This is a genomic window from Streptomyces macrosporus (assembly GCF_039533145.1).
Classification (GTDB): domain Bacteria; phylum Actinomycetota; class Actinomycetes; order Streptomycetales; family Streptomycetaceae; genus Streptomyces; species Streptomyces macrosporus.
On the sequence record NZ_BAAASZ010000052.1, the window covers coordinates 134,964 to 161,956 of the forward strand.

Sequence of the window (26,993 nt, forward strand, 5' to 3'; positions counted from 1 at the left end):
GTGAGTGGAACCACGGGCGCCGCCAGGGGCGGCAACGGTAATGGCGGCGCCCGTGGGCCGGCCGCTGACGACGCTCGCCACCAGGGCGAATCCCACCGTGGGGGAACAACCGTGACCAGTGCCCACCCGCAACCGCAACCGCAGGCCCAGCCGCACGCGGGCGCGCAGCAGCCGCACCATCCGCCGCAGGCGTACCCGGCCCCGCCGGGCAGCACGCCGCCGCCCCGGTCGGCACAGCCGCAGCCGGACCGTCCGGACGACCTCCGGCAGGACGTCGTGCGCCGGCCGCGTACGGGGGCCCGTACGGTCCCCAGGACCCGCAAGGCGCGGCTGAGGGTGGCCAAGGTCGACCCGTGGTCGGTGATGAAGGTCGGCTTCCTGCTCTCGATCGCGCTGGGGATCTGCACGATCGTCGCGGTGGCCGTGCTGTGGATGGTGATGGACGCCATGGGGGTGTTCACCGCCGTCGGCGGGACGGTCAGCGAGGCCACGTCCACGGACGGGGGCGGGGGCTTCGACCTGGAGGGTTTCCTGTCCCTGCCCCGGGTGCTGACCTTCACCTCCGTCATAGCGGTGATCGACGTGGTGCTGGCGACGGCGCTGGCCACCCTGGGCGCCTTCATCTACAACCTCTCCGCCGGGTTCGTGGGCGGTGTCGAGGTGACGCTCGCGGAGGACGAGTGACCGCTCCGGCGGCGTCTCCCGGCCCCGGTCGGAAGCCGATTTTGGGACGCGGCTGAAGTGCGCTAATCTTTCCGTGCAGCGCGGGGCTATAGCTCAGACGGTTAGAGCGCTTCCCTGATAAGGAAGAGGCCACAGGTTCAAGTCCTGTTAGCCCCACCACTGCGGAAACGCAGGCCGGACGCCCGGAACCTCTCTGGAGGTACCGGGCTTTCGCCGTCTCCGGGGGGTGTTCCGTCCCCCGTCCCTCGGTCCGCGCACCGGCCGTCGACCGTCCGGACCTGCTCTGATGCCCCGTCCGGGTCGATCACCCGGTGCCGGAGGCCGCACGGGTATCATCGGCGCCAGTAGGTCCCAACGTCTATGAAGGACGAGGTAGCGCGGTGAAGAAGCTTCTCCTGATCGCACTGGCCGCCGTTGGCGGGCTCCTCGTGTACCGCCAGATCCAGGCGGACCGCGCCGAGCAGGATCTGTGGACGGAGGCGACCGACTCCGTGTCCGCAGGCTCCGGCGCCTGAGAGCGACAATTCCCAGTCTTCGAGCGAGGTCCCGGCCGGTCGGCCGGGACCTCGCCGTTTTCCGTCCGCGCCCGGGCCGTGCCGCGGCCCGGACACGGGCGGGGACGGCGGCTCGGCGGGAAGCGCCGGTGCGCCGGCGACAGCGGTGACAGGGGCGGGGCAGGATGGTCCGGCCCGGCCGCCACCGCGCCGGCGGGCGGGGCCGGCACGACCGAGACGACGAGGGGTGGCGTGTGGTGAAGGGGCGCACGATGAGGAGCGGACTGGCCGCCACGGCGGCGCTGTGCGCGGTCGCGGCGCTGCCGGGAGGGGCCGCGGCGGCGGACGGCCCGGACGGGGTGCCCGCCTACCGGACGGCCGAGGACGCCCGACCCGTCACGGGAGGCGAGAGCAGCGCCGAGGGGCCGACGATCACGCCAGGCTTCTACACCGACGAGATCGGGCCGGGGCAGCGGAAGTACTACAGCGCCACGCTGGACGGTGCCTCGAACGCCTGGATATCCGCCGTCGCCCTGCCCGAGCCGGGCAGCGAGGTGGACATGACCGACGGCATCAAGGTCGCCCTGAGGGCCGCCGACGGCACCGTCTGCGGCAACTCCGGCGTCGACTTCGGGGACGACGACGCGGCCCGGCCGATCGCCGACCACGCCCGGCGCGTGATCAGGGAGGACGGCTACTGCCAGGAGGCGGGGGTCTACCACTTCTCCGTGGAGCGGGAGGGCCGGGCGGGCTCCGACCCCGCCCCCTGGCCGGTGGAGATCCGCTTCATGGAGGAGCCGGGGCTGAGGAACCCCGTCCCCGCCGCCCCGCCCGACGCGCGGACGTCCGTCCCGCCGGGACCGCCGTCCGGACAGGCCAGGCGCATCGTGGGCGGCACCGGCTTCAACGACGCCGCGAGCATGGGCGAGGGCAACTGGAAGGACCGGCTGCGGCCCGGCGAGACCCGCTTCTACCGGGTGCCGGTCGACTGGGGCCAACAACTCTTCACCACCGTGGAGTTCGGCACGACCGGGGCCGACGGCGCCCCCTTCGTCGGCGGCGCCTTCCGGGTGGACCTCTACAACCCGGCCCGGGGGCGGGTCACCGGCAGGGGAGTGGGCTACCAGGCGGACCGGCCCGCCGCGTTCACCCTGGAGACCCGGCGCGTCGACTTCGCCAACCGCTACGCCGGCACCGCGGAGATCGGCGGCATGTGCTTCGCCGGGTGGTACTACATCGCGGTGCACGCCCACGAGGGACTGGGCGAGTCCGTCGAGGGGTCGGTGCCGGTGGTGCTGCGCACCACCGTCGAGGGCACCCCCCGGGACGCGCCCGCGTACGTCGGGGACGCCGTCGAGGCGGGCTTCGGGGTGGACGAGGAGGACCGGGAGGCCGCCGCCAAGGGGCTGAGCGCGGCGGAGGCCGAGGCCGACGGCACGCTGCGGCTGGTGGGCTGGGCCGGGGTCGGGACCGGGACCGCGCTGATCGTCGGGTTGGGCCTGTGGACGCTCCTCGCCCGCCGGAGCGTCCGCCCGCGGTGATCCCGGGGCCGGCGCCGGACCGTCCTCAGGACCGCGTCAGTGCCCAGACCCCCACGGCGATGCACAGCAGGGCGAACACCAGGACCGGGACCGCCACCTTCGGAGGCGGCCCCGGACGCCGTACGGGCGCCGGAGCGGGCGCGGGAACGGGCGCCGGAGGAGCGGCGTACGCGGACACGGGCCGGTACCCGTCGGTGTACGGCCGCGTCGGAGGCGTCGACGGCGTCGACGGTGTCGGAGGCGTCCCGGTGTGGGGCGGCGCCGGATACGGCCGGGACCGGACCCACGGCTGCGGCTGTACGGGGGACGGTGTCGGCGGGGTACCCGGTTGTTCCGGATAGGGCGGCGTCTCCTGGGCGGGCGGCGCGAGACGGAAGCCGCCGGTGTCCGAGGGCGAGGGCGTGGACGAGGGCGTGGGCGGCGCGGTGGGCCCGTGGGGCGCCCCGGCCGCGCGGCGGGCCCCGGCGCCCCGGCCGCCCTCGGGGCCGTCCGGCCCGAACCCCGGCGGCAGCGGACCGATCTGGTCGAAGACCTCGATGACCTCCTGCTCCGCCGTGGAGTCGGTGGGAAGCAGCTCCACGGCGGACGCCAGCGCCTTGCGCACGCCCGTCGCCGTACGGAACCGGGCCTCCGGATCGGGGTGCAGCAGGAGGCCGAGCACCTGCCACAGCGGCTCCGGGATGCCCTGCGGGGTCGGGGGCACCCCGCCGGTGTAGGCCTCCACCAGCGCCTGGGAGTCCGGTTTCCGACCGGTCAGCAGGTACAGCGCGACCAGCCCGACCGCGTACAGGTCGGCGGGGAAGTCCGGCTCGGCGCCCAGGAGTTGCTCGGGCGCGAAGTAGCCCGGCGTGCCGACCACGTGGTCGGCCTCCGTCAGCCGGGGTTCGCCCTTGCGCATCGCGACGCCGAAGTCGGACAGCCGCACATGGGGACGGCCGGTGCCGGTGGCCTCCAGCAGGACGTTGGCGGGTTTGATGTCGCGGTGCACCACGTCCTCGGCGTGCACCGCGGACAGTCCGGACAGCAACTGGTCGAGCAGGGTGCACACATAAGTGGGCGGCAGCGGGCCGTAGTCGCCGATGAGGTGCGCGAGCGAGCCGCCGCGGACCAGGTCCATGGTGAACAGGACCTTGTCGTCGTCGGCGGCCCAGCTCGTCGGGGCCAGGACGTGCGGGTGGTCGATGCGCAGCGCCTGCTCGCGGACGAACCGCAGCAGGGTGTGCGCGTCGCTCTGTTGGAGGACCTTGGCGGCCACGTACCGCCTGCGCCGGTGGTCCCAGGTGCGCCAGACCGCGCCGACGCCGCCGCGTCCGATCGGATCGACCAGCTCGTACCGGCCGGCGAAGACCTCACCCATCGCGCCGCGCCCGCCCCCGTCGCCGTGTCCCCGTCCCCGTGCCCGTCCCCGCGTCCGTCACGTCCCGCCCCGGTCTCGTCCCTCGGGCCCGCTCAGGCCTGGTGGGCCTCGTAGTGCCGGACCGCGTCCGCGGTCTTCCCGGCGCCGTACACCCGCAGGAACTCCGCCAGTTCCGGGTGGGTGGCGGCGAGGGAGTCGGAGGCGTCGATGATGTCGGCCGCGTCGGCGACCGAACGCAGCAGCGCCTGGATCTCGCGGACCACGCGCTTGACGGTCGTCGCCTGACCGCCGGAGGGCGTGGTGTGGGTGGTGGTGCTCAGCACGTTGCCGCCGGCGGTGCGGCGGATCTCCTCCATGCGCTGGGTGGCCTCGGCGGCGGTGACTATGCCCTTGCTGACCTCGGCGGCCAGCTCCTGGAGCGCCTGCACCCGCTGGACGACGGCGGGGTTGCCGATCTTCGCGCGCTGACCGCTCATCAGCTGGGAGAGCATGGGGGCGGACAGTCCGAGAACCGTCGCCAACCGGGCCTGGTTGAGGCCCAGGTCGTCGATGAGCCGGCGGAAGAGGGTGCCCAGGGGCTCGCCGTACCACTGGCTCTGCAGTTCCCTCGCCCGCGCGGTGGCCTCCTGCTGTGCTGCGTCCATGGCATCTCCCCTGTCTCCCCGGGTGTCCGCTTCGCTGGAGCGAACTTGCGGAGAATCCTACGGAGAGGGCGGACGCGGAGCGATACCCGGTCGGAACGAACGCCGGTCATTGGGTACTCTGGTGGCGTCGGGGCTTTAGCTCAGTTGGTAGAGCGCTGTCTTTGCATGGCAGATGTCAGGGGTTCGACTCCCCTAAGCTCCACACCACGACAGGCCCGGTGCCGGTGGACCTCACGGGTCCTCGGCACCGGGCCTGCGCCGTGCGAGGGAGGTGCGCGAACGCGCGGAGGCGGGCGCCGTCAGCGCTGCTCGTCGGACGAGGTGGTCTCGGCTTCCCGGTTCTCGCCGCTGCCGTCGGCGAGGGCGGTGCCGCCCCCGACCTCGGTGGCGGCCGGAGGCTCGACCAGCCAGTCGGGGTTGGACTGCCGGTCCCACCACTTCCAGGCGGCCGCCGCGCCGCCGGCGACGAGACCGACCACCGTCAGACGCTTGAGCACCATGCCCGTACGGGCCCGACGGGCCCGGCGCCGTGCGAGCTTGCGGATGTCGGCCGCGGTCAGTTCGCCGCGCAGTGCGGCGACGGCCGCCGCCGAGCGGGCCAGCGCCGCCTCCCGCGCCGGCCCGGCCATGGCACGGGCGGCCTCGACGCGGGGCGCGGCGAACTCGCCGGCCACCCGTGCGGCCTCGCGGGTGCGTCGGGCCGCGCGGGAGGCGGCCATGTCGACCGCCGGGGGCAGTGTCTCGCGTACGTGCACCAGCCGCGGGGCGATGTGGGAGGCGTACTGCCCACGCACGGCGGACGTGGCCTGTCCGGCGGCGAGGCTCACCTTCGGCGCCACCACCTCCGCGGCGTGCCGCACGGTCTCCATCGCGTTGTCGGTCGCGCTGCGCACGCTGTCCATGCGGGTCACGGGATCTCCTCCTCATCGGTGGCGTGATTTTCTCCGCCTTCCACCAGTGCTGAAGATCATGCCTGTACAACGGTGACGAGGCATGTCCCAACGGGCATCCGGGCTATACCGGATGTTCGGTCCGGGCATCCCGGGGACGCCGAGCGCCGGCGGCACGGTTCGGCGGTGGATGCGGGGTACTCGGGCTGTGCGAGGATCGGGGGGTTACGAACCGGCAGATGGAAGGTAGATCGTGGCCGAGCAGCTCTACGCCACCCTGAAGACGAACCACGGCGACATCACCGTCCGGCTCTTCCCGGACCACGCGCCGAAGACGGTCAAGAACTTCGTCGAACTCGCCGAAGGCAAGCGCGAGTGGACCCACCCGGCCACCGGCAGGAAGTCCACCGACAGGCTGTACGACGGCACGGTCTTCCACCGGGTGATCAGCGGTTTCATGATCCAGGGCGGTGACCCGCTGGGCAACGGCACCGGCGGCCCCGGATACGAGTTCGGCGACGAGTTCCACCCGGACCTGTCCTTCAACCGGCCGTACCTGCTGGCGATGGCCAACGCCGGTCCGGGCACCAACGGGTCGCAGTTCTTCATCACCGTCTCCCCGACCGCCTGGCTGACCGGCAAGCACACCATCTTCGGAGAGGTGGCCGACGCGGGGAGCCAGAAGGTCGTGGACTCCATCGCGAGCACGCAGACCAACCCGCGCACCGACCGTCCGCTGCAGGACGTCGTGATCGAGAGGGTCGTCGTCGAGCGTCGCTGACCCGGCGGCCGGCGACCGCCGGATCCGCCGCTTCACGGATCGGGGAACCCGCCGCCCCGCCTGGCCGTAGGACAGGTGGGGCGGTGTTCGTCGTCCGTGCGCCGTGTCCGTACGCCGAGTGCGTACGTGGTGTCCGTACGCGAGGGGGCGAGGGGTGTGGCCATGGAGGACCAGCAGGGGCAGGCCCGGCCGGAGCCGGCGCGCTGCTACCGGCATCCGGACCGGGAGACCGGGATCTCCTGCGTCCGCTGCGACCGTCCGGTCTGTCCGGAGTGCATGATCCCGGCGTCCGTCGGCTTCCAGTGCCCCGAGTGCGTCCGCGGCGGCTCGGGGACGGGCCACGCTCCGGGGGCGTCCCGTCCGCGCACCCTGGCGGGCGGCACCGTCGCCGCCGATCCGCGGCTGGTCACCAAGGTGCTGCTGGGGATCAACGTGGCGGTGTTCGTCGCGGTGCTCACGGCCGGCGACCGGCTGGTCGACGCGCTGGCGATGGTGGGCCACGCCTTCGACCCGGCCACGGCCGAGTGGATCGGGGTCGCGGACGGCGAGTGGTACCGGATGCTGACCTCGGCCTTCCTCCACCAGGAGCCCTGGCACATCGGCTTCAACATGCTGGCGCTGTGGTGGCTCGGCCCGCAGCTGGAGGCGGCCCTGGGCCGCTGGCGGTACCTGGCGCTGTACCTGCTGTCCGCGCTGGGCGGCAGCACCCTGACGTACCTGCTCGCCGCGCAGAACCAGATGTCACTGGGCGCCTCGGGCGCGATCTTCGGCCTGTTCGGGGCGACCGCCGTGCTGATGCGGCGGATGCGCTACGACATGCGCCCGATCCTGGTGCTGCTGGCGATCAACCTGGCGATCACCTTCACCTTCTCCGGCATCGCCTGGGAGGCCCACCTCGGTGGGCTGGTGGTGGGAGCGGTCGTCGCCTACGCGATGGTGCACGCGCCGCGCGACCGGCGGGCACTGGTGCAGTACGGCACCTGCGCGGTGGTGCTGCTGGGCGTCGTCGTCGCGTGCGCGGTCCGTACGGCGGAGCTGATCGGCTGAGGGCGGACACGGCTGTGGCCATGGGTTATCCACAGCAGGTGACCGATCCTGTGCACGGTGTGGGCAGGCCGAAGCGGCGCCTGTGGGCAGGCGCGTTTTCCCAGCAAGGCAGGGGTGAACCGGGTCCCCTACGAGGGGGCACCAGTCATAACGACAGTCGAGCCGAAGAAGTTATCCACAGATCTTCGTAAGTTTTCCCAGGGCTGTGGAAGACCTGTGGATAACGCGGTTCGGGCGCGACTACTTCCACTGGGTGGAGACGACGAACCCCGCCGCGATGAAGCCGAAGCCCACCACGATGTTCCAGTTGCCGAGCGACTCGACCGGCAGGTCGCCCGTCGTCACGTAGAAGACGACGATCCATGCGAGGCCGACCAGGAACAGCGCCAGCATCAGCGGAGCGACCCAGCTCCGCCCCGAGTTGAGGTTGATGTTCGCGGCCTGCTTCGCCGGCGGCGGCGTGAAATCGTCCTTCTTGCGGATCCGTGACTTCGGCACGAGGGACTCTCCTGTCGATGCGCTGCGTGACTGCGCTGGCCTGCTCCGCAGTGCCCTCCCCCGATCGGTCCGGCTCCGGGCTCGGAGAGGCACCGGGGAGGGGGCGTTGCCTCAGTCCGTTAGCGTAGTACCTCCGCGCGCTGGAAGGAGACATGGGTAAGGTGACGAATTCCCGCTTCCGGCCCGTCAGGCTCGCGACCGCCGGTGTCTTCGCCCTGGCCGGTTTCCTCTTCTGGGCGAGTTTCAACACCGCCCAGGGCACCGACCTGCGCACCGACGACTCGATGCTGCGTCTGACCGACCTCATCCAGGAGCGCAGCCACGACAACCAGGAGCTGGACTCCTCCGTGGCCCGGCTCCGCCGGGAGGTCGACGCCCTCGCCCGCCGCGACAGCGGCGGCACCGAGGCCGAGAAGCGCGACTTCGAGGAGCTGGAGAGGGCCGCGGGCACCCGGAAGCTCTCCGGCCCCGGCCTCACCGTCACCCTCGACGACGCCCCGCCCGACGCCGGCCCCCGGATGCCCGGCATCCCCGATCCCCAGCCCAACGACCTCGTCGTCCACCAGCAGGACCTCCAGGCCGTGGTGAACGCCCTGTGGGAGGGCGGCGCCCGCGGCATCAAGGTCATGGACCAGCGGCTGATCTCCACCAGCGCGGTGCGCTGCGTCGGCAACACCCTGATCCTCCAGGGCCGCCTGTACTCCCCGCCGTACACCATCACCGCCGTCGGCGACACCGAGGAGCTGCGCGCCGCCCTGGACCGGGCGCCGGCCGTGCGGAACTACCGCGAGTACGTCGACGCCTACGGCCTGGGCTGGTCCGTGGACGAACACGACAGGACGACGCTCCCCGGGTACACCGGCGCGGTGGATCTGCGCCAGGCCGAGCCGGTGGGGTGAACGCCGCGGCGTCCCGGGCCGCGCCCTCTCCCGACCCCCCGGGCGCCGAAGCCCTGTAGCGTCGGACGCATTGCGCCGCTTGGGGCCCCCGGCGAGCCCGCGGACCCGTACTCTGGGTGCGCGAGAGAAAGAAGGGACGGCAACACGGCATGTACGGCTGGATCTGGCGGCATCTGCCGGGCAACACGCTGGTACGCGCGCTGATCTCGCTCGTACTGGTCCTGGCGGTCGTCTACGTGCTCTTCCAGTACGTCTTCCCCTGGGCGGAGCCACTGCTGCCGTTCAGCGACGGCACGCTCGACGAGAGGCGGGAGGGCTGATCCGATGAGCGCGCGCGTCCTGGTCGTCGACAACTACGACAGCTTCGTCTTCAACCTCGTCCAGTACCTCTACCAACTCGGCGCCGAGTGCGAGGTGCTCCGCAACGACGAGGTCCGCCTCGAACAGGTGGAGAGCTTCGACGGGGTGCTCCTCTCCCCCGGCCCCGGCACGCCCGAGGAGGCGGGGGTCTGCGTCGAGTCGGTGCGGCACTGCGCCGCGACCGGGGTCCCCGTCTTCGGGGTCTGCCTGGGGATGCAGTCCATGGCCGTGGCGTACGGCGGCGTGGTGGGCCGGGCGCCGGAGCTGCTGCACGGCAAGACCTCGCCGGTCCACCACGAGGGCGTGGGCGTCTTCGCCGGACTGCCCTCCCCCTTCACCGCGACCCGCTACCACTCGCTGGCGGTCGAGCCCGACACCGTGCCCGCGGAGCTGGAGGTCACCGCCCGGACGGAGACGGGCGTCGTGATGGGCCTGCGCCACCGCGAACTGCCGGTGGAGGGCGTGCAGTTCCACCCCGAGTCCGTGCTGACCGAGTGGGGCCACCGGATGCTCGCCAACTGGCTCGCGCGGTGCGGGGACACGGGGGCCGTCGAACGGTCCCTGGGGTTGGCCCCCGTGGTCGGGACGTGACGGCCCTGCGTCCGGAGGGCACGTACGGGAGCGACCCGCACAGCGGCGACCCGTACGATCCCTACGCAGAACCGGGCGCGTTCGAGGCCGCGGTGGGACGGCTGGCCGACCCGCTGAACGATCCGCTGCCGGGCCGGGAGCAGACGCCTCCCGAGCCCTACCCGGGGGGGTATCCGGAGGCGTATCCGCCCTACCGGGAGCCGCGGCGGTACGACGCGTACCCGACGGGCGCGCCCACCCCGGCGGACCCCTACGCGCCGGGTGTCCACGCGCCGGGCGCCCACGTCACGGAGGCGGCCCCCGCACCGGAACCGGCCGTGGCGCCGGAACCGGCCCCCGCTCCCGCCCCCGATCCGGTGCCCGTCCCCGTCCCCGACGACGAGACGATGCTGCTGCGCCGGGCCGAGGAGCCGCTCCCGGCGCGTCCGGAGCCCGTCCGGCCCCCGGACGGCGGCCGGGCCGCGCGGCGGCGGGCCCGGCAGGGCCGGCAGGGCCGACGTGCCCAGCAGGGCAGGCGGGCTCGGCGGGCCCAGCGGGAGAGCCCGATGGTGATCGCCAGCCGGGTCGTCGGCGAGTTGTTCATCACCCTCGGCGTGGTGATGCTGCTGTTCGTCTCCTACCAACTGTGGTGGACGAACGTGATCGCCGACCGCCAGGCCGGCGACGAGGCGAAGAAGCTCGAACAGCAGTGGGAGGACAAGGGCGGGGACCGCGACCCCGGCGTCTTCTCCCCCGGCCAGGGCTTCGCGATCATGCACATCCCCCGGCTGGACGTGAAGGTGCCCATCGCCGAGGGGGTCGACGAGAACGGCGTCCTCGACCGCGGCATGGTCGGCCACTACGCCGAGGAGCCCCTGAAGACCGCGATGCCCTGGGACAAGACGGGCAACTTCGCGGTGGCCGGACACCGCAACACCCACGGCGAGCCGTTCCGCTACATCAACAAGCTCGATCCGGGCGACCCCATCGTCGTCGAGACCCGGGACACCTACTACATCTACGAGATGACCAGCCGTCTCGACTCCACCCTGCCGTCGAACGTCGGCGTCATCGATCCCGTGCCGGCGGAGTCCGGTTTCACCGAACCCGGGCGGTACATCACCCTGACCACCTGTACTCCGGAGTTCACCTCGAAGTACCGCCTGATCGTCTGGGGGAAAATGGTCGAGGAACGCCCCAGAAGCGAGGGGAAGCCGGACGCGCTCGTCCGATAGCCTGCGCGCGGGGGAGGAACGGTGGAGACAGGCGGGCGGTGCGTCGAGTGGCAGTGATCGACCAGGAGAGCGAGCCGGAGACGGGATCGACCCCGGCTCCCGGGCCCCGCCGGCGCAGACGCGCCGGGGTGGCCGTCGTCGTCAGCGTGCTGGGCGAGTTGCTGATCACGGCCGGCGTGATACTGGGCCTCTTCGTCGTCTACTCGCTGTGGTGGACGAACGTGGTCGCCAACCGCGAGGCCGAACGCGACGGCGCCGAGGTGCGCGAGCACTGGGCCCAGGACGGGCCGGGCGGCGCCGAGAGGGAGTTCGACCCCGGAGAGGGCGTCGGCTTCCTGCACGTCCCCTCGATGGGCGACGAGGTGCTGATCAAGAAGGGCACCTCCACCAAGGAGCTCAACAAGGGCGTCGCCGGCTACTACACCGATCCGGTGGACGCCACGCCGCCCTGGGAGGGCGACGGCAACTTCTCGCTGGCCGCGCACCGCGACGGGCACGGCGCCAAGTTCCACGACATCCACAAGATCGAAAAGGGCGATCCGATCGTCGTCGAGACCGAGGACACCTGGTACGTCTACAAGGTCTACGAGATCCTGCCGAAGACGTCCAAGTACAACGTCGAGGTGCTCGCGGACGTCCCGAAGGAGTCGGGGAAGAAGGAGAAGGGGAAGTACATCACCCTGACGACCTGCACCCCCGTGCTCACCTCCGACTACCGCTACATCGTGTGGGGCGAGCTGGTGCGCGCCGAGAGCGTGGACGAGCGCCGCACCCCGCCCGAGGAACTCCGCTAGCGGCGCGACGAACCGAACCGCCGCGGCGAACCGAACCGCGAAGCCCGAGGCCCGACCGGCAGGAGCCGGTCGGGCCTCGGGCTTGTCACGGATGTGTGCCGGACGACGGGCGGCGGTCAGTCGTCGTCGCCGCCGTTCCTCCCCTGGAAGAAACCGCCCGGTCCACCGCCGTTGCCGCCGTTCCCACCGTTGCCGCCGTCCCCGCCGATGGCGATCACGGTGATCTGATCGCCCTTCTTCAGCTGGGAGCCGGCTCCCGGGTTGGTGCCGACGACCGAGGCGTTCCCGTCCTGGGAACCCTGGACCTGGACCTGGAGGCCCATGTCCTCGAGCGTCTTGCGCGCGTCCTTGAGCGACTGGCCCTGGAGGTTCGGGACGGTGACCGGCTGCTCCGCGGGAGCCTTGGTCACGGTCAGGGTGATCTTGGAGCCGGGCTCCGCCTTGGTGTTGGCGGGGAGGCTCTGCGCGATCACCGTGTTCGCCGGCTTGGAGCCGTCCTCCTGCTCGACCTTCTCCACGACGAAGCCCAGGGCCTCCAACTGGCTCTTGGCCGAGTCGAAGTTCTGGTCGACGACGTTCGGCACGGTCGGGCGCTCGTCCTCCTGAGCCACGGTCAGGGTGACCGTGGAGCCGGGCTTGGCCTTCTCCCCGCCCGCCGGGTTCTGCTCGACGACCGTGCCGGCCGGCTGCTCGGAGACCTGCGGCTTGCGCACGACCTCGAAGCCGGCGTCCCGCAGCTCCCGCTCGGCGTCGTCGGCGTCCTCGCCGACCACGTCCTGGACCTCGATCTCGCTGGGCCCCTTGGACATGATCAGCGTGATCGTGGTGCCCTCGGGGACCCGCGTCCCCTCCTTCGGGTCGGTCCTGCAGACCGTGTTCTTCTTCTGGTCGCAGAACTCGCTCGGCCCCTTGGCGACCTCCAGTCTGGAGTTCTCCGCCGCCCGCTGGGCCTCGGAGAAGCCGAGGCCGACGAGATCGGGCACGAGCGGGTCGTTCTCGGTGGGACTGAAGATCACCTTGCCGATGAAGACCGCGCCCACCAGGACCAGGATGCCGCCGAGCACCAGCAGGGCCGTGGAGAGGTGGTTCTTCCGGCCCTGGCGCCGCCGGTCGGGCCGCTCGTCGTAGCCGTAGCCGCCGTCGTCGTCGCGCATCGGCGGCAGCATGGACGTCTGACCGGCCGCCGGGGACGCGGCGCGCAGGGCGGCGGTGGGCTGGTCCTCGGGGCGGTAGCCCCCGCCCGCCCCGTAGGACGCCGCTCCCATCGCCGCCGCGGCGCCGACCGGCTGGCCGTCGAGGGCCGCCTCGATGTCGGCGCGCATCTCGTCGGCGGACTGGTAGCGGTAGTCCGGGTCCTTCACCAGCGCCTTGAGGACGATGGCGTCCATCTCGGGCGTGATCTCGGGGTCGAAGACGCTCGGCGGCTGCGGCTCCTCCCGCACGTGCTGGTAGGCGACCGCGACGGGGGAGTCGCCCACGAAGGGCGGCCGCACGGTCAGCAGCTCGTACAGCAGGCAGCCCGTGGAGTACAGGTCGGAGCGGGCGTCCACGGTCTCGCCCTTGGCCTGCTCCGGGGAGAGGTACTGGGCGGTGCCGATGACGGCCGCGGTCTGGGTCATCGTCATGCCGGAGTCGCCCATGGCGCGGGCGATGCCGAAGTCCATCACCTTGACCTGGCCGCTGCGCGTCAGCATGACGTTCGCGGGCTTGATGTCGCGGTGGACGATGCCGTTGCGGTGGGAGTACTCCAGGGCCTGCAGGATGCCGACGCACATCTCCAGCGAGCGCTCGGGCAGCAGCTTGCGGCCGGAGTGGAGCAGCTCGCGGAGGGTGGAGCCGTCGACGTACTCCATGACGATGTACGGGATGGAGACCCCGTCGACGTAGTCCTCGCCGGTGTCGTAGACGGCGACGATCGCCGGGTGGTTGAGCGAGGCGGCCGACTGGGCCTCACGACGGAAGCGGGCCTGGAACGTGGGGTCCCGGGCGAGGTCCACCCGGAGCGTCTTCACCGCGACGGTACGGCCCAGACGGGTGTCGTGGGCGAGGTAGACCTCGGCCATACCGCCTCGGCCGAGCACCGAGCCCAGCTCGTACCGGCCGCCGAGGCGACGCGGCTCTTCCATAGTCTCCAGCCCTCTCTTCGTCCTGACCGTCTCCCTGCGGTCCGGCGGTGCTGCTCGGCATACCGTACCCGGACCGGGTGAAGAGTCGGGAACGCGGCTGCTGACGCGACCCCGGCGGTCAGGTCACCTCTTGCCGTCGAGCGCGGCCTCCATCATCGCCTTCGCGACCGGGGCGGCCAGCTTGCTGCCCGCGATGTCGTCGCGGAGGACGTTGGCGCTCTCGATCACCACCGCGACGGCGATGGGCGAGGACCCGTCGCCGGTCTTGGCGTAGGAGATGAACCAGGCGTACGGGTTCTTGCTGTTGTTCTCGCCGTGCTGGGCGGTACCGGTCTTGCCACCGACTGTGACGCCGTCGATCTGGGCGGTGGTTCCGGTGCCCTTCTCGACGACCGTCTCCATCATCTGCTGGAGCTTCTGGGCGTTCTCCGGCGAGACCGCCTGGCCGATCTCCTCGGGGGTGTGCTCCTCGACGACGTTGAGGTTCGGCGCGACGAGCTGGTCGACCATGTACGGCTGCATCAGCTTGCCGTCGTTGGCGACGGCGGCGGCGACCATGGCCATCTGGAGGGGGGTGGCGCGGTTGGACGCCTGGCCGATGCCCGCCATGGCGTTCTGCGGCCGGTTGTCCTCGGGGTAGACCGACTCGGCGGCGCGGACCGGGACGAAGTGCTCCTTGTTGAACCCGAACCGCTCGGAGTACTCGATCATCTCCTCGTTGCCGATCTCGTGGCTGATCTTGGCGAAGACGGTGTTGCAGGACCACTGCATGGCCACCCGCAGCGAGGCGTCCTTGCAGGGGTGGTTGCCGTCGTTGCCCAGGTCGGTCACGGTGTCCGGGAGGCGGTACGGGTCCGGGGTCTCGGTCTTCTCGTCGATGTCGTACATGCCGCTCTCCAGCGCCGCGGCGGCGGTGACGACCTTGAAGGTCGAGCCCGGCGGGTAGGTCTGGCGCAGCGCCCGGTTGAGCATCGGCTCGTCGGGGTTCTGGTCCTTCTGGAGGGACTCCCAGGCCTTCCCGTCCTTGGAGGAGTTGCCCGCGAAGGTGGAGGGGTCGTACGAGGGGGTGCTGACCAGGCCGAGGATGGCCCCGGTCTCGGGGTCGATCGCCACGGCCGCGCCCTTCTTGTCGCCCATGGCCTCGAAGGCGGCCTTCTGGACCTTGGCGTTGAGCGTCGTGACGACGTTGCCGCCCTTCTGGTCCTTGCCGGTCAGCATGTCGATGGTGCGGTTGAAGAACAGCCGGTCGTCGTCGCCGGTGAGGATGTCGTCGTAGATGTTCTCGAGCTGGTTGGTGCCGTACGCCTGGGAGGCGAACCCGGTCACCGGCGCCCACATCTTGCCGTTCCTGTACGTCCGCTTGAACTTGAAGTCGGTGCCCTCGACCTCGGTCGAGCCGGTGATGGCCTTGCCGTCGACGATGATGTTGCCGCGCGGCTGCCCGTAGCGCTCGATGGCGACGCGACGGTTCTTCGGGTGGTTCTGCAATTCGTCGGCCTGGGCGAACTGGATCCAGTTGGCGCGGATCATCAGGGCGACCATGAGCAGACCGCAGAAGATGGCGATACGGCGCAGGGGCTTGTTCACGATCGGACCACCTGGGTCATCTCGGCATCGGGTGAGGACACGGGGGCGGGGGCGGGGCGCCGCGCGGTGTCGCTGATCTTCAGCAGGATCGCCACGAGCGCCCAGTTGGCGATGACCGACGAACCGCCTTGTGCCATGAAGGGCATGGTCATACCGGTCAGCGGGATCAGGGACATGACGCCGCCCGCCACGACGAAGACCTGGATGGCGAAGGCCGCGGAGAGGCCGACGGCCAACAGCTTGCCGAACGGGTCGCGGGCGGCCAGGGCGGTGCGGATGCCCCGCTCGACGAGCAGGCCGTACAGCAGCAGGATCGCCATGACGCCGGTCAGGCCCAGTTCCTCGCCCACGGTGGCGAAGATGTAGTCGCTCTTGGCGGCGAAGCCGATCAGGTCGGAGTGGCCCTGGCCCAGCCCGGCGCCGAGGATGCCCCCGGAGCCGAAGGCCCACATGGCGGCCGCGGGCTGGTTGACGTTCCCGGTCTCGCGGACGACGTGGAAGGGGTCGAGCCAGTCCTGGACGCGGCTCTGGACGTGGGGCTCGAAGCTGGCCACGGCCACGGCGCCCACGACGGCCAGGGTGAGGCCGAAGAGGATCCAGCTCGTCCGCTCGGTGGCCACGTACAGCATGACCACGAAGAGGCCGAAGAAGAGGAGCGAGGTGCCCAGGTCGGTCTCGAAGACCAGGATGAGGACGCTCAGCGCCCAGATCACCAGGATCGGGCCGAGGTCGCGACCGCGCGGCAGGTACAGGCCCATGAAGCGGCGGCTGGCCAGCGCGAGGGCGTCTCTTTTGACCATCAGGTAGCCGGCGAAGAACACCGCGATGATGATCTTGGCGAACTCGCCGGGCTGGATGGACATGCCGCCGATGGTGATCCAGATCTTGGCGCCGTAGACCGCCGGGAAGAACATCGGCAGGATCAGCAGGACCAGCGCCACGACCATGGAGATGTAGGTGTAGCGCTGCAGGATGCGGTGGTCCTTGAGGAAGATCAGCACACCCAGGAAGAGCGCTATGCCCAGCGCGGACCACATGAGCTGGCTGGGAGCGGCGGCCGCGTCCGGGAGCCGCTCGGACTGGTCGAGTCTCCAGATCAGGATCAGGCCGAGCCCGTTGAGGAGCGTGGCGATGGGCAGCATCAGCGGATCGGCGTACGGCGCGAACTTCCGCACCACCAGGTGGGCCACGCCGGCGAGCAGGCCGAGGCCGAAGCCGTAGCCCAACATTCCGGCGGGCAGCTCGCCGTCGAGGGCCAGGCCCACGTTGGCGTAGGCGAACACCGGGACGAGCACGGCGAAGACGAGCATCGCCAGCTCGGTGTTGCGGCGGCTGGGCAGCCCTCCCGAGGAGATCGTCGTGTTGCTGCCGGTGACGTGACTGGTGCTCATGGAGTGCGGCCCCCTATGGCGTGGTGCACTGCTTGGCGAGCTTCTGCTGTTCCTCCGGAAGGGTGGGGCCGGGGGTCGGAGCGGTGGAGCTCTGGCTGACGCTGGCGGTGGTGGCGGTGGTGGCCGAGACGGTGGACGGACCGGTGGTCGGCCCGCCGGTCGGGGTGGGGGTCGGCGTCTGCTTGCCGGCCTCCTCGCCCGCTCCGGCGCCGTCCTGGGTGGAGGAGTCCTTCTCGGCCTCCGCGCGTTCCCGGCTCTGCTGCTGCTCGGCGACGATCTTGCAGACCTCGGCCTGTTCCCTCAGCTTCTCCAGCCGGTCCTCGGCCTGGGCGAGGCTCCCCATGGAGATGCCTTCCCTGACCTCGTTGCGCTGGTAGACCGGGAGGTACTTGAGTTCGACCGCGGAGCGCCGCTCGAGCTCGCTCAGCGAGAACCAGCCGAGCTTCTGGCTGAGACCGCGGTAGATCGCGACGCGGTCGCCCTCGGCGCCCACGTAGTACTGGGTCTGCACCCACCGCCAGCCGCCGTACAGGCCGCCGCCGATGACGCCCAGGACGAGCGCGAGCAGCAGCGTCCGCTTGAACCACTTCCACCCTCTGCGGGGCTTGGTGAGGTCTCCCTCGGCGTACGCGCCGAACGTTCCGCCGGGCGGCGGGCCCCCGACCGGGCCGCCGCTGCCGGGCGGGCCGAAGCTGCCCTGCGGGCCGTCGGGGGCCTGCTGCTGGGGCACGCCGCGGCCGAGTTCGGCGGCGCGGGCGGCCGGGGTCTGGAGGGTGCCGGAGTCGCCGAGCTGGTGCTGGTTCTCGGCGACGGCGCCCACGATGACCGGGGTGTCGTTGAGCCGGCCGGCGAGGGTGTCGTTGTCGTCGACGTCGAGGACGTCCGCGACGATGCAGGTGATGTTGTCCGGCCCGCCGCCGCGCAGGGCGAGCTGGATCAGCTCCTGCACGGTCTCGTGCGGCCCCTGGTAGCTGGCGAGGGTCTCCTCCATCGTCTGGTGGCTGACGACGCCGGACAGACCGTCGGAGCACAGCAGGTAGCGGTCCCCGGGGCGCACCTCGCGGATGGACAGGTCGGGTTCGACGCGGTCGCCGCTGCCCAGCGCGCGCATCAGCAGGGAGCGCTGCGGATGGGTGGTGGCCTCCTCCTCGGTGATCCGGCCCTCGTCCACCAGGCGCTGGACCCAGGTGTGGTCCTGGGTGATCTGGGTGAGCTGGCCGTCGCGCAGCAGGTAGGCGCGGGAGTCGCCGACGTGGACCAGACCGAGCCGCCGACCGGTCCACAGCAGGGCGGTGAGCGTGGTGCCCATGCCCTCCAGCTGCGGGTCCTCCTCGACCATGATCCGCAGCTGCTCGTTGGCGCGCTGCACGGCGGTGCCGAGGGAGGTGAGGAGGTCGGAACCGGGGATGTCGTCGTCCAACTGGACGAGGATGGAGATCACCTCGGAGCTGGCGACCTCTCCGGCGGCCTGGCCGCCCATGCCGTCGGCGATCGCGAGCAGCCGGGGCCCGGCGTAGCCGGAGTCCTCGTTGCCCTCGCGGATCATGCCTTTGTGCGATCCGGCGGCAAAGCGCAGTGACAGACTCATGCGCACCTCGCCCGTCGGCTCCGGGTACATCCGCACGGTGCCCACCCTCCGGTCGTCATGGTCGTTCACTACTTCCGCAGCTCGATGACCGTCTTGCCGATGCGGATCGGCGCGCCGGGCGGGATCGGCGTCGGTGTGGTGAGCCGGGTCCGGTCGAGATACGTGCCGTTGGTGGACCCCAGGTCCTCGACGATCCACTGGCCGTCACGGTCCGGGTAGATCCTGGCATGGCGGCTGGAGGCGTAGTCGTCGTCCAGCACGATCGTCGAGTCGTGGGCCCGGCCGAGGGTGATGGTCTGTCCCTGCAGGGCCACGGTGGTGCCGGTGAGCGAGCCCTCGGTCACCACGAGTTTGGTCGGAGCGCCGCGGCGCCGGCCGCCGCCGCGGCCGGAGGGCTGCGGCGCCTGGCGCGGCTGGGGCGGACGCTGGCCCTCGCCGCGGCGGGTAGTGCGTTGGGTCACGCGGGTGCCGAAGAGGTCGCTCCTGATGACCTGCACGGTCACGATGACGAACAGCCACAGTACGGCGAGAAAGCCCAACCGCATGACCGTCAGGGTCAGCTCTGACATTGCCCCCGCTTCACCCTTCGGCTTGCCGGTAAATGATCGTGGTGCTGCCCACGACGATGCGTGAGCCGTCGCGGAGCGTAGCGCGCGTGGTGTGCTGTCCGTCCACCACGATGCCGTTGGTGGAGCCCAGGTCCTGGATCGTCGTGGGATTCCCGGCCCGGATCTCGCAGTGGCGCCGGGAGACTCCGGGGTCGTCGATCCGCACGTCGGTCTCGGTGGAGCGGCCCAGCACCATGGTGGGGCGGGAGATCTGGTGGCGGGTGCCGTTGATCTCGATCCAGCGACGGGTCTGGACGGGCGGCAGCGATCCCGCCCCGCCGGGAGCCCCGGGCGGCGGGGAGGCCGGCATGGGCGGCATGCCGGCGGGACGCTGCGGCGGGTAGCCGTAGCCGCCGGGTCCGCCGCGCGGGGGCTGGGACGGGGGCTGGGAGGTGCTGGCGGCGAGCGTGCGGCTGCGGACGCGGTACAGGCCGGTGTCGAGGTCCTCCGCCTTCTCCAGGTGGACCTTGACCGAGCCCATGAAGGTGTACCGCTGCTGCTTGGCGTACTCGCGCACCATGCCGGCCAGTTCCTCGCCGAGCTGTCCGGAGTAGGGGCTGAGGCGCTCGTAGTCCGGGGCGCTGAGTTCGACGATGAAGTCGTTGGGGACGACGGTTCGTTCGCGGTTCCAGATGGTGGCGTTGTTGTCGCACTCGCGCTGGAGGGCACCCGCGATCTCGACGGGCTGCACCTCGGACTTGAACACCTTGGCGAAGGTGCCGTTGACGAGACCCTCGAGACGCTGCTCGAAGCGCTTCAGTACTCCCACGGTGCACCTCCTTCCCCGATGCCCTCGGCTCTAGTGCGCTGGGCGCACACGACGCGTTGCCTCCGATACTGCTTACTGATCGTATCCACGCGCGAGGAAAACGGCTGGTTCCCCACCGGGGCCCGGCGCGCGGGTGTCAACCCTCACACGGATCGTAGAGGGGGGACGGGACCAGTGTCCCAAACCGTGGGCCGTCGATACGGGTGTGAGACCACCCCGGACGACGTGCTAATGTTCTGGGTGTCGCCAGGGGCTCCCGGCGAACCGGACGAGAGCAGTCCGGGGAGTGTGGGAGAATCTAAGCGGCAGCACCCATGCGCGGGTGGCGGAATAGGCAGACGCGCTGGATTCAGGTTCCAGTGCCCGAAAGGGCGTGGGGGTTCAACTCCCCCCTCGCGCACAGAGAGAACGCGGAGCGGGTCTCTCACAGTGACCAACATCACTGTGGGGGGCCCGCTTCGCCGTGTGCGGTCCGTCGGTGGTGACTGACGGCCGCACGGGTAGGCGAGTACCTTCTTGACCGTTCTCGACCGCCGGTCGTTCCGTTCGCCGCCGGTCGTCGAAGGAAGCGCGCAGGGGGTGGGGGCCGTGGCCGAGAGGCTGCCGTACGTGCCGGGTTTCGCGGACCGGCGGAACCGGGAGTCGCCGAGGCGGGTCGGCAAGGCGCTGAGGGACGCGGTGCCCCGGGCCGCGCACGCGAGGTTCTCCGAGGTTCCGGGGCGGCCGGACGCGCCGGCCGCCGTCGAGGAGTCCAACCGCGGCAGGATCGAGGAGCTGGTCCCGATCCGGGTCGGACGGATGGTCGCCTCGCCCTTCGCCTTCCTGCGCGGTTCGGCCGGCCTGATGGCGTACGACCTGGCGCACGGCACCCCCGTCACCGGGGTCGGCGCGCAGATCTGCGGGGACGCGCACGCCGCGAACTTCGGCCTCTACGGGGACGCCCGGGGCGGGCTGACCATCGACCTCAACGACTTCGACGAGACCGTGCGCGGCCCCTGGGAATGGGACCTCAAGCGGCTGGCCGCCTCCCTGGTGCTGGCCGGGCGCGAGGCGGGGCTGGGCGAGGACGTCTGCCTCCGGGCCGCCTACGACGCGGCCGGGGCGTACCGGCGCACGGTGCGGTTGCTGGCGAGGATGTCGGCGGCCGACGCCTGGAACGCCGTCGCGGACGAGGAGCTGGTCTCGCACACCGACGCCCACGACCTGCTGGGCACCCTGGAGCGGGTCGCCGACAAGGCCCGGCGCAACACCAGCGCGCGTTTCGCCGCCAAGTCCACCCGGGAGACCGACGACGGCGGTCGCGTCTTCGTGGACGCCCCGCCCGTGCTGCGGAGGGCGTCCGACGCGGAGGCGGCGGCCGTGGCCGCCTCGCTGGAGGAGTACCTGGGGACGCTGCCGGAGGACCGGCTGCCGCTCCTGGCCCGGTACGCGGTCCACGACGTGGCGTTCCGGGTCGTCGGCACCGGCAGCGTGGGCACCCGCTCGTACGTCGTGCTGCTCCTGGACCACCTGGGCAAGCCGCTGGTGCTCCAGGTGAAGGAGGCGCGTCCCTCGGTGCTGCGGCCGTACACGGCCCTGGTCGGCCTCCCCGAGCCGGAGCCGGAGCACGAGGGCCGCCGGGTGGTGCTGGGACAGCAGCGGATGCAGGTGGTCTCCGACACACTGCTGGGCTGGACGACGGTCGAGGGGCGGCCCTACCAGGTGCGGCAGTTCCGCAACCGCAAGGGCAGCGTGGACCCGGCGGCGCTGTCCGCCGACGAGATCGACGACTACGGGCGGATGACCGGGGCCCTGCTGGCCCGCGCGCACTCCCACAGCGCCGACCCGCGCGTCCTGGCGGGCTACTGCGGCAAGACGGACGAGCTGGACGAGGCGGTGGCCGCCTTCGCCACGGCCTACGCGGACCGCACGGAGAAGGACCACGCGGAGCTGGTGGCCGCCGTGCGCGCCGGGCGGCTGCCCGCCGAGCCGGGCGTGTGACCGGGCCCGGACCGGGCCCGTGACGGGGAACCGCGGCGGCGGGGGTGTGACGGCACGGGGGCCCGGAGCCGTAGGCTGGCCGGATGACGCCGCGGTTCCCTCCGGGTGCTCCCCGGGGCGGGGGCGCGGCGGAAACCCCGGCAGGGGGCGCCGTGAACCGCCATCGCGAGGAAGCCAGTGAATCCGGAAGCCCAGCAGGAAGCCCGGCAGGCCGAGCGACAGGCCGTCGAACGTCTCGAGCGCGCCGTCCGCGCCGCCGAGAACGCGCTCATCGAGTACGAGATCGCCGTGGAGACCTTCCGCGTCGAGGTGGAGAACTTCTCACGCCTGCACGAACAGCGCCTCGGACCGCTGTACGGCCGGATCGAGGAGCTGGACGTCCTGATCGCGGAGGCCGTGGCCGCGCGCACCGGCGACCCGGAGGACGTGCGCCGGGCGCAGGCGGCGCGGGCGACCTTCCTGCCGATGCCGGCCGTGGAGGAGCTCTACCAGGGCTGGATGGACTCCACGGGGATGCCGCCGGAGGCCGTCGCGATGCTCACCGAGCAGCGGGTGAGGCCGCCGGAGCGGGTGCGGCCCGGTGAGAAGGCCCGGCGCCTGTACCGCGAGCTGGTCCGTGCCGCGCACCCGGACCTGGCCCAGGAGGAGGCGGAGCGGACGCGGCGCGAGGAGTTCATGACCCGGGTGAACAAGGCGTACGCCGACGGGGACGAGGAACTGCTCGCGGAGCTGACCGAGGAGTGGGCGGCGGGGCCGCGCGATCCCGAGGAGCGGGAGGCGCTCCGCAGCGAGGAGCTGTACGCGCGCCTGGAGTGGCTGGCGCGGCGCAAGGAGCTGCTGACCGAGGTCGCCGCCGAACTGGAGGCCGGGGCGATCGGCTCCATGCTCAAGCTGGCGGGCGACGACCCGGACGGCCTGTTGGAGGAGATCGCCGAGGGGCTGCGCGCGAAGATCGCCGAGCGGGAGGCGCGGCTGGCCGAGCTGACCGCTCCGGCCGGGCCGGTGGACCGGACGGGCCAGGCGGGTCGGGCGGGCTTCGGCGGGGCGTTCTAGGTTCGGCTCGTATCCGGCCGGTTCCGCGGTCGGAGCGTTGTGAGTGTGCGAGACGGCACCGGAGGGCCGGTGCCGGAGGAAGGGGCGTGACCCTGTGCAGTACGGCCGATTTCCGGCGGTGGACGCCGCGGCGGTGCCGTCCGACGGTCTCCTGCTGGACGTCCGGGAGAACGACGAGTGGGCGGCCGGGCACGCCGAGGGAGCCCTGCACGTCCCGATGAGCGAGTTCGTGGAGCGGCTGGGCGAGGTGACCGAGAAGGCCGCGGACCGGAGGGTGTACGTGGTCTGCCGGGTCGGCGGCCGGTCCGCTCAGGTCACGCAGTACCTGCTGGCGCAGGGCGTGGACGCGGTGAACGTCGAGGGCGGCATGATGGCCTGGGAGGCGGCCGGTCGGCCGCTGGTGAACGACGGGCAGGGGCCGGCCCACGTGCTGTGAGGGACGCGTCCCCGCCCGCCCGCGTGGGCGAGCGGGGACGCGGCGTGTCGGGCCGTGTCGGGTCGTGTCGGGCCGCGTCAGGCGTCGAAGTCCACCTCGACCGTCTCGGTGGCCGGACGCGACTGGCAGGCCAGTACGTACCCGGCCGACACCTCGTCCGGCTCCAGCGCGAAGTTGCGGTCCATGCGCACCTCGCCGGAGACCAGCTTCACGCGGCAGGTGCCGCACACCCCGCCCTTGCAGGCGTACGGGGCGTCGGAGCGGTTGCGCAGCACCGTCTCCAGCAGCGTCTCGCCGTCCCCGACGGGCCAGACGCCCATCCGGCCGCCGAGCGTCGCGGTGAGTTTCGCGCCGGCGGGCGCGGACCGGGCGGAGGCCCGGGCCCCCGTCTCCGAGGGGGTGTCGTCCACGTGGAAGATCTCCTGGTGGATCGCGGAGGCCGGCACCCCGAGCGCGGTCAGCGCGCGCTCCGCGCCGTCGACCAGACCGTGCGGCCCGCACAGGAACCAGCCGTCGACGTCCGCCACCGGCAGCAGGGCGGGCAGCAGGGAGACGAGGCGCTCGGTGTCGAGCCGCCCGGTGGGCAGGCCCGCCTGCCGCTCCTCGCGGGAGAGCGTGTGCACCAGGTGGAAGCGGTCGGGGTGGCGGTCCTTCAGCTCGGCGACCTCCTCCAGGAACATCGCCGACGCCGCGGTGCGGTCGCTGCGGACCAGGCAGAACCGGGCGTCCGGTCGCTCGGCGAGGAGGGTGGAGGCGATGGACAGCACCGGGGTGATGCCGCTGCCGCCGACGATCGCCGCGAAACGGCCCGGCCGCGGGCGCAGCGTGAAGCGGCCCGTCGGGGGCATCACCTCGACCGTGTCCCCGGCGGACAGCTCCTTGAGGGCGTAGGTGGAGAACGCCCCGCCCTCCACCAGCCGGATGCCGACCCTCAGGACCGGCTCGCCGGGGGGCGGCACGGCCGGGGCGCAGATCGAGTACGTGCGGCGCACCTCCACGCCGTCCAGCTCGCGGCGGAGCGTGACGTGCTGGCCGGGGACGTGGCGGAAGGTGTCGTGGAGCTCGGGCGGCACCGCGAACGTCACGGCCACCGAGTCGTCCGTGAGCCGCTCGACCGCGCGGACCCGGAGCGGATGGAATCTCATGTCAGCTCCTTGAAGTGGTCGAACGGCTCCCGACAGGAGGCGCAGCGGCGCAGCGCCTTGCAGGCGGTGGAGGAGAAGCGGCTGAGCAGGGTGGTGTCGGTGGAGCCGCAGTGGGGGCAGCGGATGGCGAGGTCCACCGCGACCGGACCGCCGTGCCCGGAGCCGGCCGCGCCGTGCCGGGGCGGGGCGATCCCGAACTCCGCCAGCTTGCGGCGGCCCTCGGCGGTGATCGCGTCCGTCGTCCAGGGCGGGGAGAGGACCGTGCGGACGGTCACCTCCGCCACGCCGTGCTCGCGCAGCGCCCGCTCGACGTCGGCGGCCATCGCCTCGACGGCCGGGCAGCCGGTGTAGGTCGGGGTCAGCTCGACCTCCACCCGGCCCGGCCCGACGACGTGGAGGCCGCGCAGGATGCCCAGGTCGGACAGCGTCAGCACCGGCAGCTCCGGATCGGGGACGGAGCCCGCGATCCGGCGCAGCTCCTCTTCCAGCCCGGTCGTCCCGGTCGTCTCGGTGCGGGCGGTCACCACGACGCCCCCGGGTGGCTGCGGTGCAGGTGCTGCATCTCGGCGAGCATCCGGCCGAACGGCTCGGTGTGGATGCCCTGCCGTCCGGCGCCGGCGGCCCAGGAGGCGGCCTGTGGCCCTTCGGGGAGGGAGAGGCCGGCGCGCCCCAGCACGTCGGCGATGCGCCGCGTCCACTGCTCGCGCACGTCGTCCCAGTCGACCGCCAGGCCCTCCACCGGCTGGAACAGCTCGCCGGTGTAGCGCCACAGCTCGTCCAGCGCGGTTCGCATCCGCTCGCGGCTGACGTCCGTGCCGTCGCCCAGCCGCAGCGTCCAGTGCTCGGCGTGGTCGCGGTGGTAGGCGACCTCCTTGACGGCCTTCGCGGCCAGCGCGGCGAGCTCGGCCGGCTCGTCCTCGCCCGTGGCCAGCCGCTCGTAGAGCAGCTCCTGCCAGGTGGAGAAGTACAGCTGGCGGGCGATGGTGTGCGCGAAGTCGCCGTTGGGCCGCTCCACGAGCTGGACGTTGGTGAACTCCCGCTCCTCGCGGAGGTAGGCCAACTCGTCCTCGTCGCCCACCATCGACAGCAGGGCGCGGGCCTGGCCCAGCAGGTCCAGCGCGATGTTGGCGAGGGCGACCTCCTCCTCCAGGACGGGGGCGTGTCCGGCCCACTCCCCCAGGCGCTGGGAGAGGACCAGGGCGTCGTCGCCGAGGGCCAGCGCGGCCGTGCGGGGAACGCTCACAGGTGCTGCACCCCCTCGGGGACCTCGTAGAAGGTGGGGTGGCGGTAGGGCTTGTCGGCGGCGGGCTCGAAGAACGGGTCCTTCTCGTCGGGCGAGGAGGCGGTGATCGCGGCCGAGGGCACCACCCAGATCGAGACGCCCTCCGACCGCCGCGTGTACAGGTCCCGCGCGTTGCGCAGGGCCATCTCGGCGTCGGGCGCGTGGAGGCTCCCGGCGTGGGTGTGGGACAGGCCGCGCCTGCTGCGGACGAAGACCTCCCACAGGGGCCATTCGCTGGTGGTCATGCCGCCGTCCTTCCGTTCCGGCCCTGCTCTCCGTGCTTGCGGGCGTACGCCGCCGCGGCCTCGCGCACCCAGGCACCCTCCTCGTGGGCGCGGCGCCGCTGGTTCAGCCGCTGCTCGTTGCAGGGGCCGTTGCCGCGCAGCACCTCGTTGAACTCGTCCCAGTCGATCGGCCCGTAGTCGTAGTGGCCGCGCTCCTCGTTCCAGCGCAGCTCCGGGTCGGGCAGGGTCAGCCCGAGGGACTCGGCCTGGGGGACGCAGATGTCCACGAACCGCTGGCGCAGCTCGTCGTTGGAGTGCCGCTTGATCTTCCAGGCCATGGAGCGCGCGGAGTGCTTCGACTCGTTGTCGGGCGGGCCGAACATCATCAGCGACGGCCACCACCAGCGGTTGACGGCGTCCTGCGCCATCGCGTGCTGGGCCGGCGTGCCCCGGCTCAGCGCGAGCAGCAGCTCGTACCCCTGGCGCTGGTGGAAGGACTCCTCCTTGCAGATGCGGACCATGGCCCGCGCGTACGGCCCGTAGGAGCAGCGGCACAGCGGCACCTGGTTGGTGATCGCCGCGCCGTCCACCAGCCAGCCGATCGCGCCGACGTCGGCCCAGGTCAGGGTGGGGTAGTTGAAGATCGAGGAGTACTTCTGGCGTCCGGAGTGCAGCTTGTCGAGCAGTTCGTCGCGGCCGACGCCCAGCGTCTCGGCGGCGCTGTAGAGGTACAGCCCGTGCCCGGCCTCGTCCTGCACCTTGGCCATCAGGATCGCCTTGCGGCGCAGCGAGGGCGCCCGCGTGATCCAGTTGGCCTCCGGCTGCATGCCGATGATCTCGGAATGGGCGTGCTGGGCCATCTGGCGCACCAGCGTCGCGCGGTAGGCGTCGGGCATCCAGTCGCGCGGCTCGATCCGCTCGTCCGCGGCGATGGCGGCGTCGAACGCCTTCTCGTACGCCTCGGGACCTCCGCCCTGGTCCGTCTCCGGCAGCAGCGTCGTCATGCACAG

28 protein-coding genes and 3 tRNA genes are annotated in these 26,993 nt (G+C 71.9%); 16 read left to right on the forward strand and 15 right to left on the reverse strand.

Translation table 11 applies throughout. The features are described 5' to 3' along the window. From ABD335_RS29960 to ABD335_RS29975, 4 genes are all read left to right on the forward strand, one after another. Positions 1-684, forward strand: coding sequence for a DUF3566 domain-containing protein (locus ABD335_RS29960; RefSeq protein WP_344329154.1), 684 nt, complete (start codon positions 1-3; stop codon positions 682-684). Positions 685-766: 82 nt separating this feature from the next. Continuing rightward, positions 767-843 (forward strand) — tRNA-Ile (locus ABD335_RS29965). A gap of 221 nt (positions 844-1,064) precedes the next feature. Beyond that, positions 1,065-1,199, forward strand: a complete 135-nt coding sequence (locus ABD335_RS29970; RefSeq protein WP_344329156.1) for a DLW-39 family protein — start codon at positions 1,065-1,067, stop codon at positions 1,197-1,199. Positions 1,200-1,450: 251 nt separating this feature from the next. Next, positions 1,451-2,719, forward strand: coding sequence for a PDZ domain-containing protein (locus tag ABD335_RS29975; protein WP_344329158.1), 1,269 nt, complete (start codon positions 1,451-1,453; stop codon positions 2,717-2,719). Between the two features lie 25 nt (positions 2,720-2,744). Here the strand turns inward: ABD335_RS29975 and ABD335_RS29980 are convergent, their stop codons facing one another. Both ABD335_RS29980 and ABD335_RS29985 read right to left on the reverse strand, forming a co-directional pair. Next, the gene (locus ABD335_RS29980; RefSeq protein WP_344329161.1) at positions 2,745-4,076 is read right to left on the reverse strand and encodes a serine/threonine-protein kinase; all 1,332 of its coding nucleotides are present in this window, start codon (positions 4,074-4,076) and stop codon (positions 2,745-2,747) included. Between the two features lie 92 nt (positions 4,077-4,168). Continuing rightward, positions 4,169-4,720 carry a helix-turn-helix domain-containing protein gene (locus ABD335_RS29985; protein ID WP_344329163.1) on the reverse strand — a complete coding sequence of 184 codons (552 nt, stop codon included), beginning with the start codon at positions 4,718-4,720 and terminating at the stop codon, positions 4,169-4,171. Positions 4,721-4,849: 129 nt separating this feature from the next. Between ABD335_RS29985 and ABD335_RS29990 the strand changes: the two genes are divergently transcribed. After that, a tRNA-Ala gene (locus ABD335_RS29990) sits at positions 4,850-4,922 on the forward strand. Between the two features lie 97 nt (positions 4,923-5,019). Here ABD335_RS29990 and ABD335_RS29995 read toward each other — a convergent pair. After that, positions 5,020-5,631, reverse strand: coding sequence for a DUF5324 family protein (locus ABD335_RS29995; protein WP_344329165.1), 612 nt, complete (start codon positions 5,629-5,631; stop codon positions 5,020-5,022). A 232-nt stretch (positions 5,632-5,863) separates the two neighbouring features. Between ABD335_RS29995 and ABD335_RS30000 the strand changes: the two genes are divergently transcribed. Both ABD335_RS30000 and ABD335_RS30005 read left to right on the forward strand, forming a co-directional pair. Next, entirely contained in the window at positions 5,864-6,391 is a 528-nt protein-coding gene (locus ABD335_RS30000; protein ID WP_344329167.1) for a peptidylprolyl isomerase, read from the forward strand. Positions 6,392-6,553: 162 nt separating this feature from the next. After that, complete coding sequence (locus tag ABD335_RS30005; protein WP_344329170.1) at positions 6,554-7,438, forward strand: rhomboid family intramembrane serine protease; 885 nt, start codon at positions 6,554-6,556, stop codon at positions 7,436-7,438. Positions 7,439-7,678: 240 nt separating this feature from the next. On the opposite strand, the gene crgA is transcribed toward ABD335_RS30005, so the two are convergent. After that, the gene (gene crgA, locus ABD335_RS30010) at positions 7,679-7,936 is read right to left on the reverse strand and encodes a cell division protein CrgA (RefSeq protein ID WP_344329172.1); all 258 of its coding nucleotides are present in this window, start codon (positions 7,934-7,936) and stop codon (positions 7,679-7,681) included. A gap of 152 nt (positions 7,937-8,088) precedes the next feature. Here crgA and ABD335_RS30015 point away from each other — a divergent pair, with 152 nt between their 5' ends. The 5 genes from ABD335_RS30015 (at position 8,089) to ABD335_RS30035 (ending at position 11,794) form a co-directional block, all read left to right on the forward strand. Beyond that, complete coding sequence (locus ABD335_RS30015; RefSeq protein ID WP_344329174.1) at positions 8,089-8,835, forward strand: DUF881 domain-containing protein; 747 nt, start codon at positions 8,089-8,091, stop codon at positions 8,833-8,835. Positions 8,836-8,951: 116 nt separating this feature from the next. Next, positions 8,952-9,155 carry a hypothetical protein gene (locus ABD335_RS30020; RefSeq protein ID WP_344329408.1) on the forward strand — a complete coding sequence of 68 codons (204 nt, stop codon included), beginning with the start codon at positions 8,952-8,954 and terminating at the stop codon, positions 9,153-9,155. Between the two features lie 4 nt (positions 9,156-9,159). Beyond that, a complete protein-coding gene (locus ABD335_RS30025) occupies positions 9,160-9,786 on the forward strand; it encodes an aminodeoxychorismate/anthranilate synthase component II (RefSeq protein WP_344329176.1) in 627 nt (208 codons plus the stop codon). A gap of 5 nt (positions 9,787-9,791) precedes the next feature. Continuing rightward, positions 9,792-11,000, forward strand: a complete 1,209-nt coding sequence (locus tag ABD335_RS30030) for a class E sortase (RefSeq protein ID WP_425583791.1) — start codon at positions 9,792-9,794, stop codon at positions 10,998-11,000. A gap of 47 nt (positions 11,001-11,047) precedes the next feature. Then, a complete protein-coding gene (locus tag ABD335_RS30035) occupies positions 11,048-11,794 on the forward strand; it encodes a class E sortase (protein WP_344329181.1) in 747 nt (248 codons plus the stop codon). A gap of 116 nt (positions 11,795-11,910) precedes the next feature. On the opposite strand, the gene pknB is transcribed toward ABD335_RS30035, so the two are convergent. From pknB to ABD335_RS30065, 6 genes are all read right to left on the reverse strand, one after another. After that, positions 11,911-13,920: a Stk1 family PASTA domain-containing Ser/Thr kinase gene (gene pknB, locus ABD335_RS30040; protein WP_344329183.1), complete on the reverse strand. Its 2,010-nt coding sequence runs from the start codon at positions 13,918-13,920 to the stop codon at positions 11,911-11,913. A 123-nt stretch (positions 13,921-14,043) separates the two neighbouring features. Next, a complete protein-coding gene (locus ABD335_RS30045; protein WP_344329185.1) occupies positions 14,044-15,507 on the reverse strand; it encodes a peptidoglycan D,D-transpeptidase FtsI family protein in 1,464 nt (487 codons plus the stop codon). Further along, complete coding sequence (locus ABD335_RS30050; protein WP_344329187.1) at positions 15,504-16,898, reverse strand: FtsW/RodA/SpoVE family cell cycle protein; 1,395 nt, start codon at positions 16,896-16,898, stop codon at positions 15,504-15,506. Before ABD335_RS30050 ends, ABD335_RS30045 begins: the two co-directional genes overlap by 4 nt. 13 nt (positions 16,899-16,911) lie before the next feature. Further along, a complete protein-coding gene (locus ABD335_RS30055; protein ID WP_344329190.1) occupies positions 16,912-18,486 on the reverse strand; it encodes a Stp1/IreP family PP2C-type Ser/Thr phosphatase in 1,575 nt (524 codons plus the stop codon). Positions 18,487-18,554: 68 nt separating this feature from the next. Then, positions 18,555-19,055 (reverse strand): FHA domain-containing protein FhaB/FipA, encoded by a 501-nt coding sequence (locus tag ABD335_RS30060; RefSeq protein ID WP_344329192.1) that lies wholly within the window; start codon positions 19,053-19,055, stop codon positions 18,555-18,557. A gap of 10 nt (positions 19,056-19,065) precedes the next feature. Continuing rightward, complete coding sequence (locus ABD335_RS30065) at positions 19,066-19,863, reverse strand: FHA domain-containing protein (protein WP_344329194.1); 798 nt, start codon at positions 19,861-19,863, stop codon at positions 19,066-19,068. A gap of 316 nt (positions 19,864-20,179) precedes the next feature. Between ABD335_RS30065 and ABD335_RS30070 the strand changes: the two genes are divergently transcribed. The 4 genes from ABD335_RS30070 to ABD335_RS30085 all read left to right on the forward strand — a co-directional run bounded on the left by ABD335_RS30070 (position 20,180) and on the right by ABD335_RS30085 (position 23,332). After that, a tRNA-Leu gene (locus tag ABD335_RS30070) sits at positions 20,180-20,263 on the forward strand. 188 nt (positions 20,264-20,451) lie between these two features. Then, on the forward strand, positions 20,452-21,843 hold the full coding sequence (locus ABD335_RS30075; RefSeq protein WP_344329197.1) for a DUF2252 domain-containing protein: 1,392 nt from the start codon (positions 20,452-20,454) through the stop codon (positions 21,841-21,843). A 177-nt stretch (positions 21,844-22,020) separates the two neighbouring features. Beyond that, entirely contained in the window at positions 22,021-22,896 is an 876-nt protein-coding gene (locus ABD335_RS30080; protein WP_344329199.1) for a hypothetical protein, read from the forward strand. Positions 22,897-22,990: 94 nt separating this feature from the next. Then, positions 22,991-23,332 (forward strand): rhodanese-like domain-containing protein, encoded by a 342-nt coding sequence (locus ABD335_RS30085; protein WP_344329201.1) that lies wholly within the window; start codon positions 22,991-22,993, stop codon positions 23,330-23,332. Between the two features lie 77 nt (positions 23,333-23,409). Here ABD335_RS30085 and ABD335_RS30090 read toward each other — a convergent pair whose 3' ends face one another. Genes ABD335_RS30090 through paaA form a run of 5 tightly spaced genes read right to left on the reverse strand, consistent with a single transcriptional unit; the run spans position 23,410 to position 26,987 of the window. Next, on the reverse strand, positions 23,410-24,477 hold the full coding sequence (locus ABD335_RS30090) for a 2Fe-2S iron-sulfur cluster-binding protein (RefSeq protein WP_344329203.1): 1,068 nt from the start codon (positions 24,475-24,477) through the stop codon (positions 23,410-23,412). Further along, the gene (paaD, locus tag ABD335_RS30095; protein WP_344329205.1) at positions 24,474-25,001 is read right to left on the reverse strand and encodes a 1,2-phenylacetyl-CoA epoxidase subunit PaaD; all 528 of its coding nucleotides are present in this window, start codon (positions 24,999-25,001) and stop codon (positions 24,474-24,476) included. The genes ABD335_RS30090 and paaD overlap by 4 nt, the downstream gene beginning before the upstream one ends. Then, positions 24,998-25,720: a 1,2-phenylacetyl-CoA epoxidase subunit PaaC gene (paaC, locus tag ABD335_RS30100; RefSeq protein WP_344329207.1), complete on the reverse strand. Its 723-nt coding sequence runs from the start codon at positions 25,718-25,720 to the stop codon at positions 24,998-25,000. Before paaC ends, paaD begins: the two co-directional genes overlap by 4 nt. After that, positions 25,717-26,004: a 1,2-phenylacetyl-CoA epoxidase subunit PaaB gene (gene paaB, locus ABD335_RS30105; protein ID WP_324919593.1), complete on the reverse strand. Its 288-nt coding sequence runs from the start codon at positions 26,002-26,004 to the stop codon at positions 25,717-25,719. Before paaB ends, paaC begins: the two co-directional genes overlap by 4 nt. Further along, the gene (paaA, locus tag ABD335_RS30110) at positions 26,001-26,987 is read right to left on the reverse strand and encodes a 1,2-phenylacetyl-CoA epoxidase subunit PaaA (protein WP_344329212.1); all 987 of its coding nucleotides are present in this window, start codon (positions 26,985-26,987) and stop codon (positions 26,001-26,003) included. Before paaA ends, paaB begins: the two co-directional genes overlap by 4 nt. Positions 26,988-26,993: the final 6 nt, after the last annotated feature.

Bases quoted from the DNA above. Each gene is read 5' to 3' on its own strand.
- ABD335_RS29975 (WP_344329158.1), top strand. From the start codon at position 1,451: ATGAGGAGCGGACTGGCCGCCACGGCGGCGCTGTGCGCGGTCGCGGCG.
- ABD335_RS29980 (WP_344329161.1), bottom strand. From the start codon at position 4,076: ATGGGTGAGGTCTTCGCCGGCCGGTACGAGCTGGTCGATCCGATCGGA.
- ABD335_RS29985 (WP_344329163.1), bottom strand. From the start codon at position 4,720: ATGGACGCAGCACAGCAGGAGGCCACCGCGCGGGCGAGGGAACTGCAG.
- ABD335_RS30005 (WP_344329170.1), top strand. From the start codon at position 6,554: ATGGAGGACCAGCAGGGGCAGGCCCGGCCGGAGCCGGCGCGCTGCTAC.
- ABD335_RS30015 (WP_344329174.1), top strand. From the start codon at position 8,089: ATGGGTAAGGTGACGAATTCCCGCTTCCGGCCCGTCAGGCTCGCGACC.
- ABD335_RS30025 (WP_344329176.1), top strand. From the start codon at position 9,160: ATGAGCGCGCGCGTCCTGGTCGTCGACAACTACGACAGCTTCGTCTTC.
- pknB (WP_344329183.1), bottom strand. From the start codon at position 13,920: ATGGAAGAGCCGCGTCGCCTCGGCGGCCGGTACGAGCTGGGCTCGGTG.
- ABD335_RS30050 (WP_344329187.1), bottom strand. From the start codon at position 16,898: ATGAGCACCAGTCACGTCACCGGCAGCAACACGACGATCTCCTCGGGA.
- ABD335_RS30055 (WP_344329190.1), bottom strand. From the start codon at position 18,486: ATGAGTCTGTCACTGCGCTTTGCCGCCGGATCGCACAAAGGCATGATC.
- ABD335_RS30060 (WP_344329192.1), bottom strand. From the start codon at position 19,055: ATGTCAGAGCTGACCCTGACGGTCATGCGGTTGGGCTTTCTCGCCGTA.
- ABD335_RS30090 (WP_344329203.1), bottom strand. From the start codon at position 24,477: ATGAGATTCCATCCGCTCCGGGTCCGCGCGGTCGAGCGGCTCACGGAC.
- paaB (WP_324919593.1), bottom strand. From the start codon at position 26,004: ATGACCACCAGCGAATGGCCCCTGTGGGAGGTCTTCGTCCGCAGCAGG.
- paaA (WP_344329212.1), bottom strand. From the start codon at position 26,987: ATGACGACGCTGCTGCCGGAGACGGACCAGGGCGGAGGTCCCGAGGCG.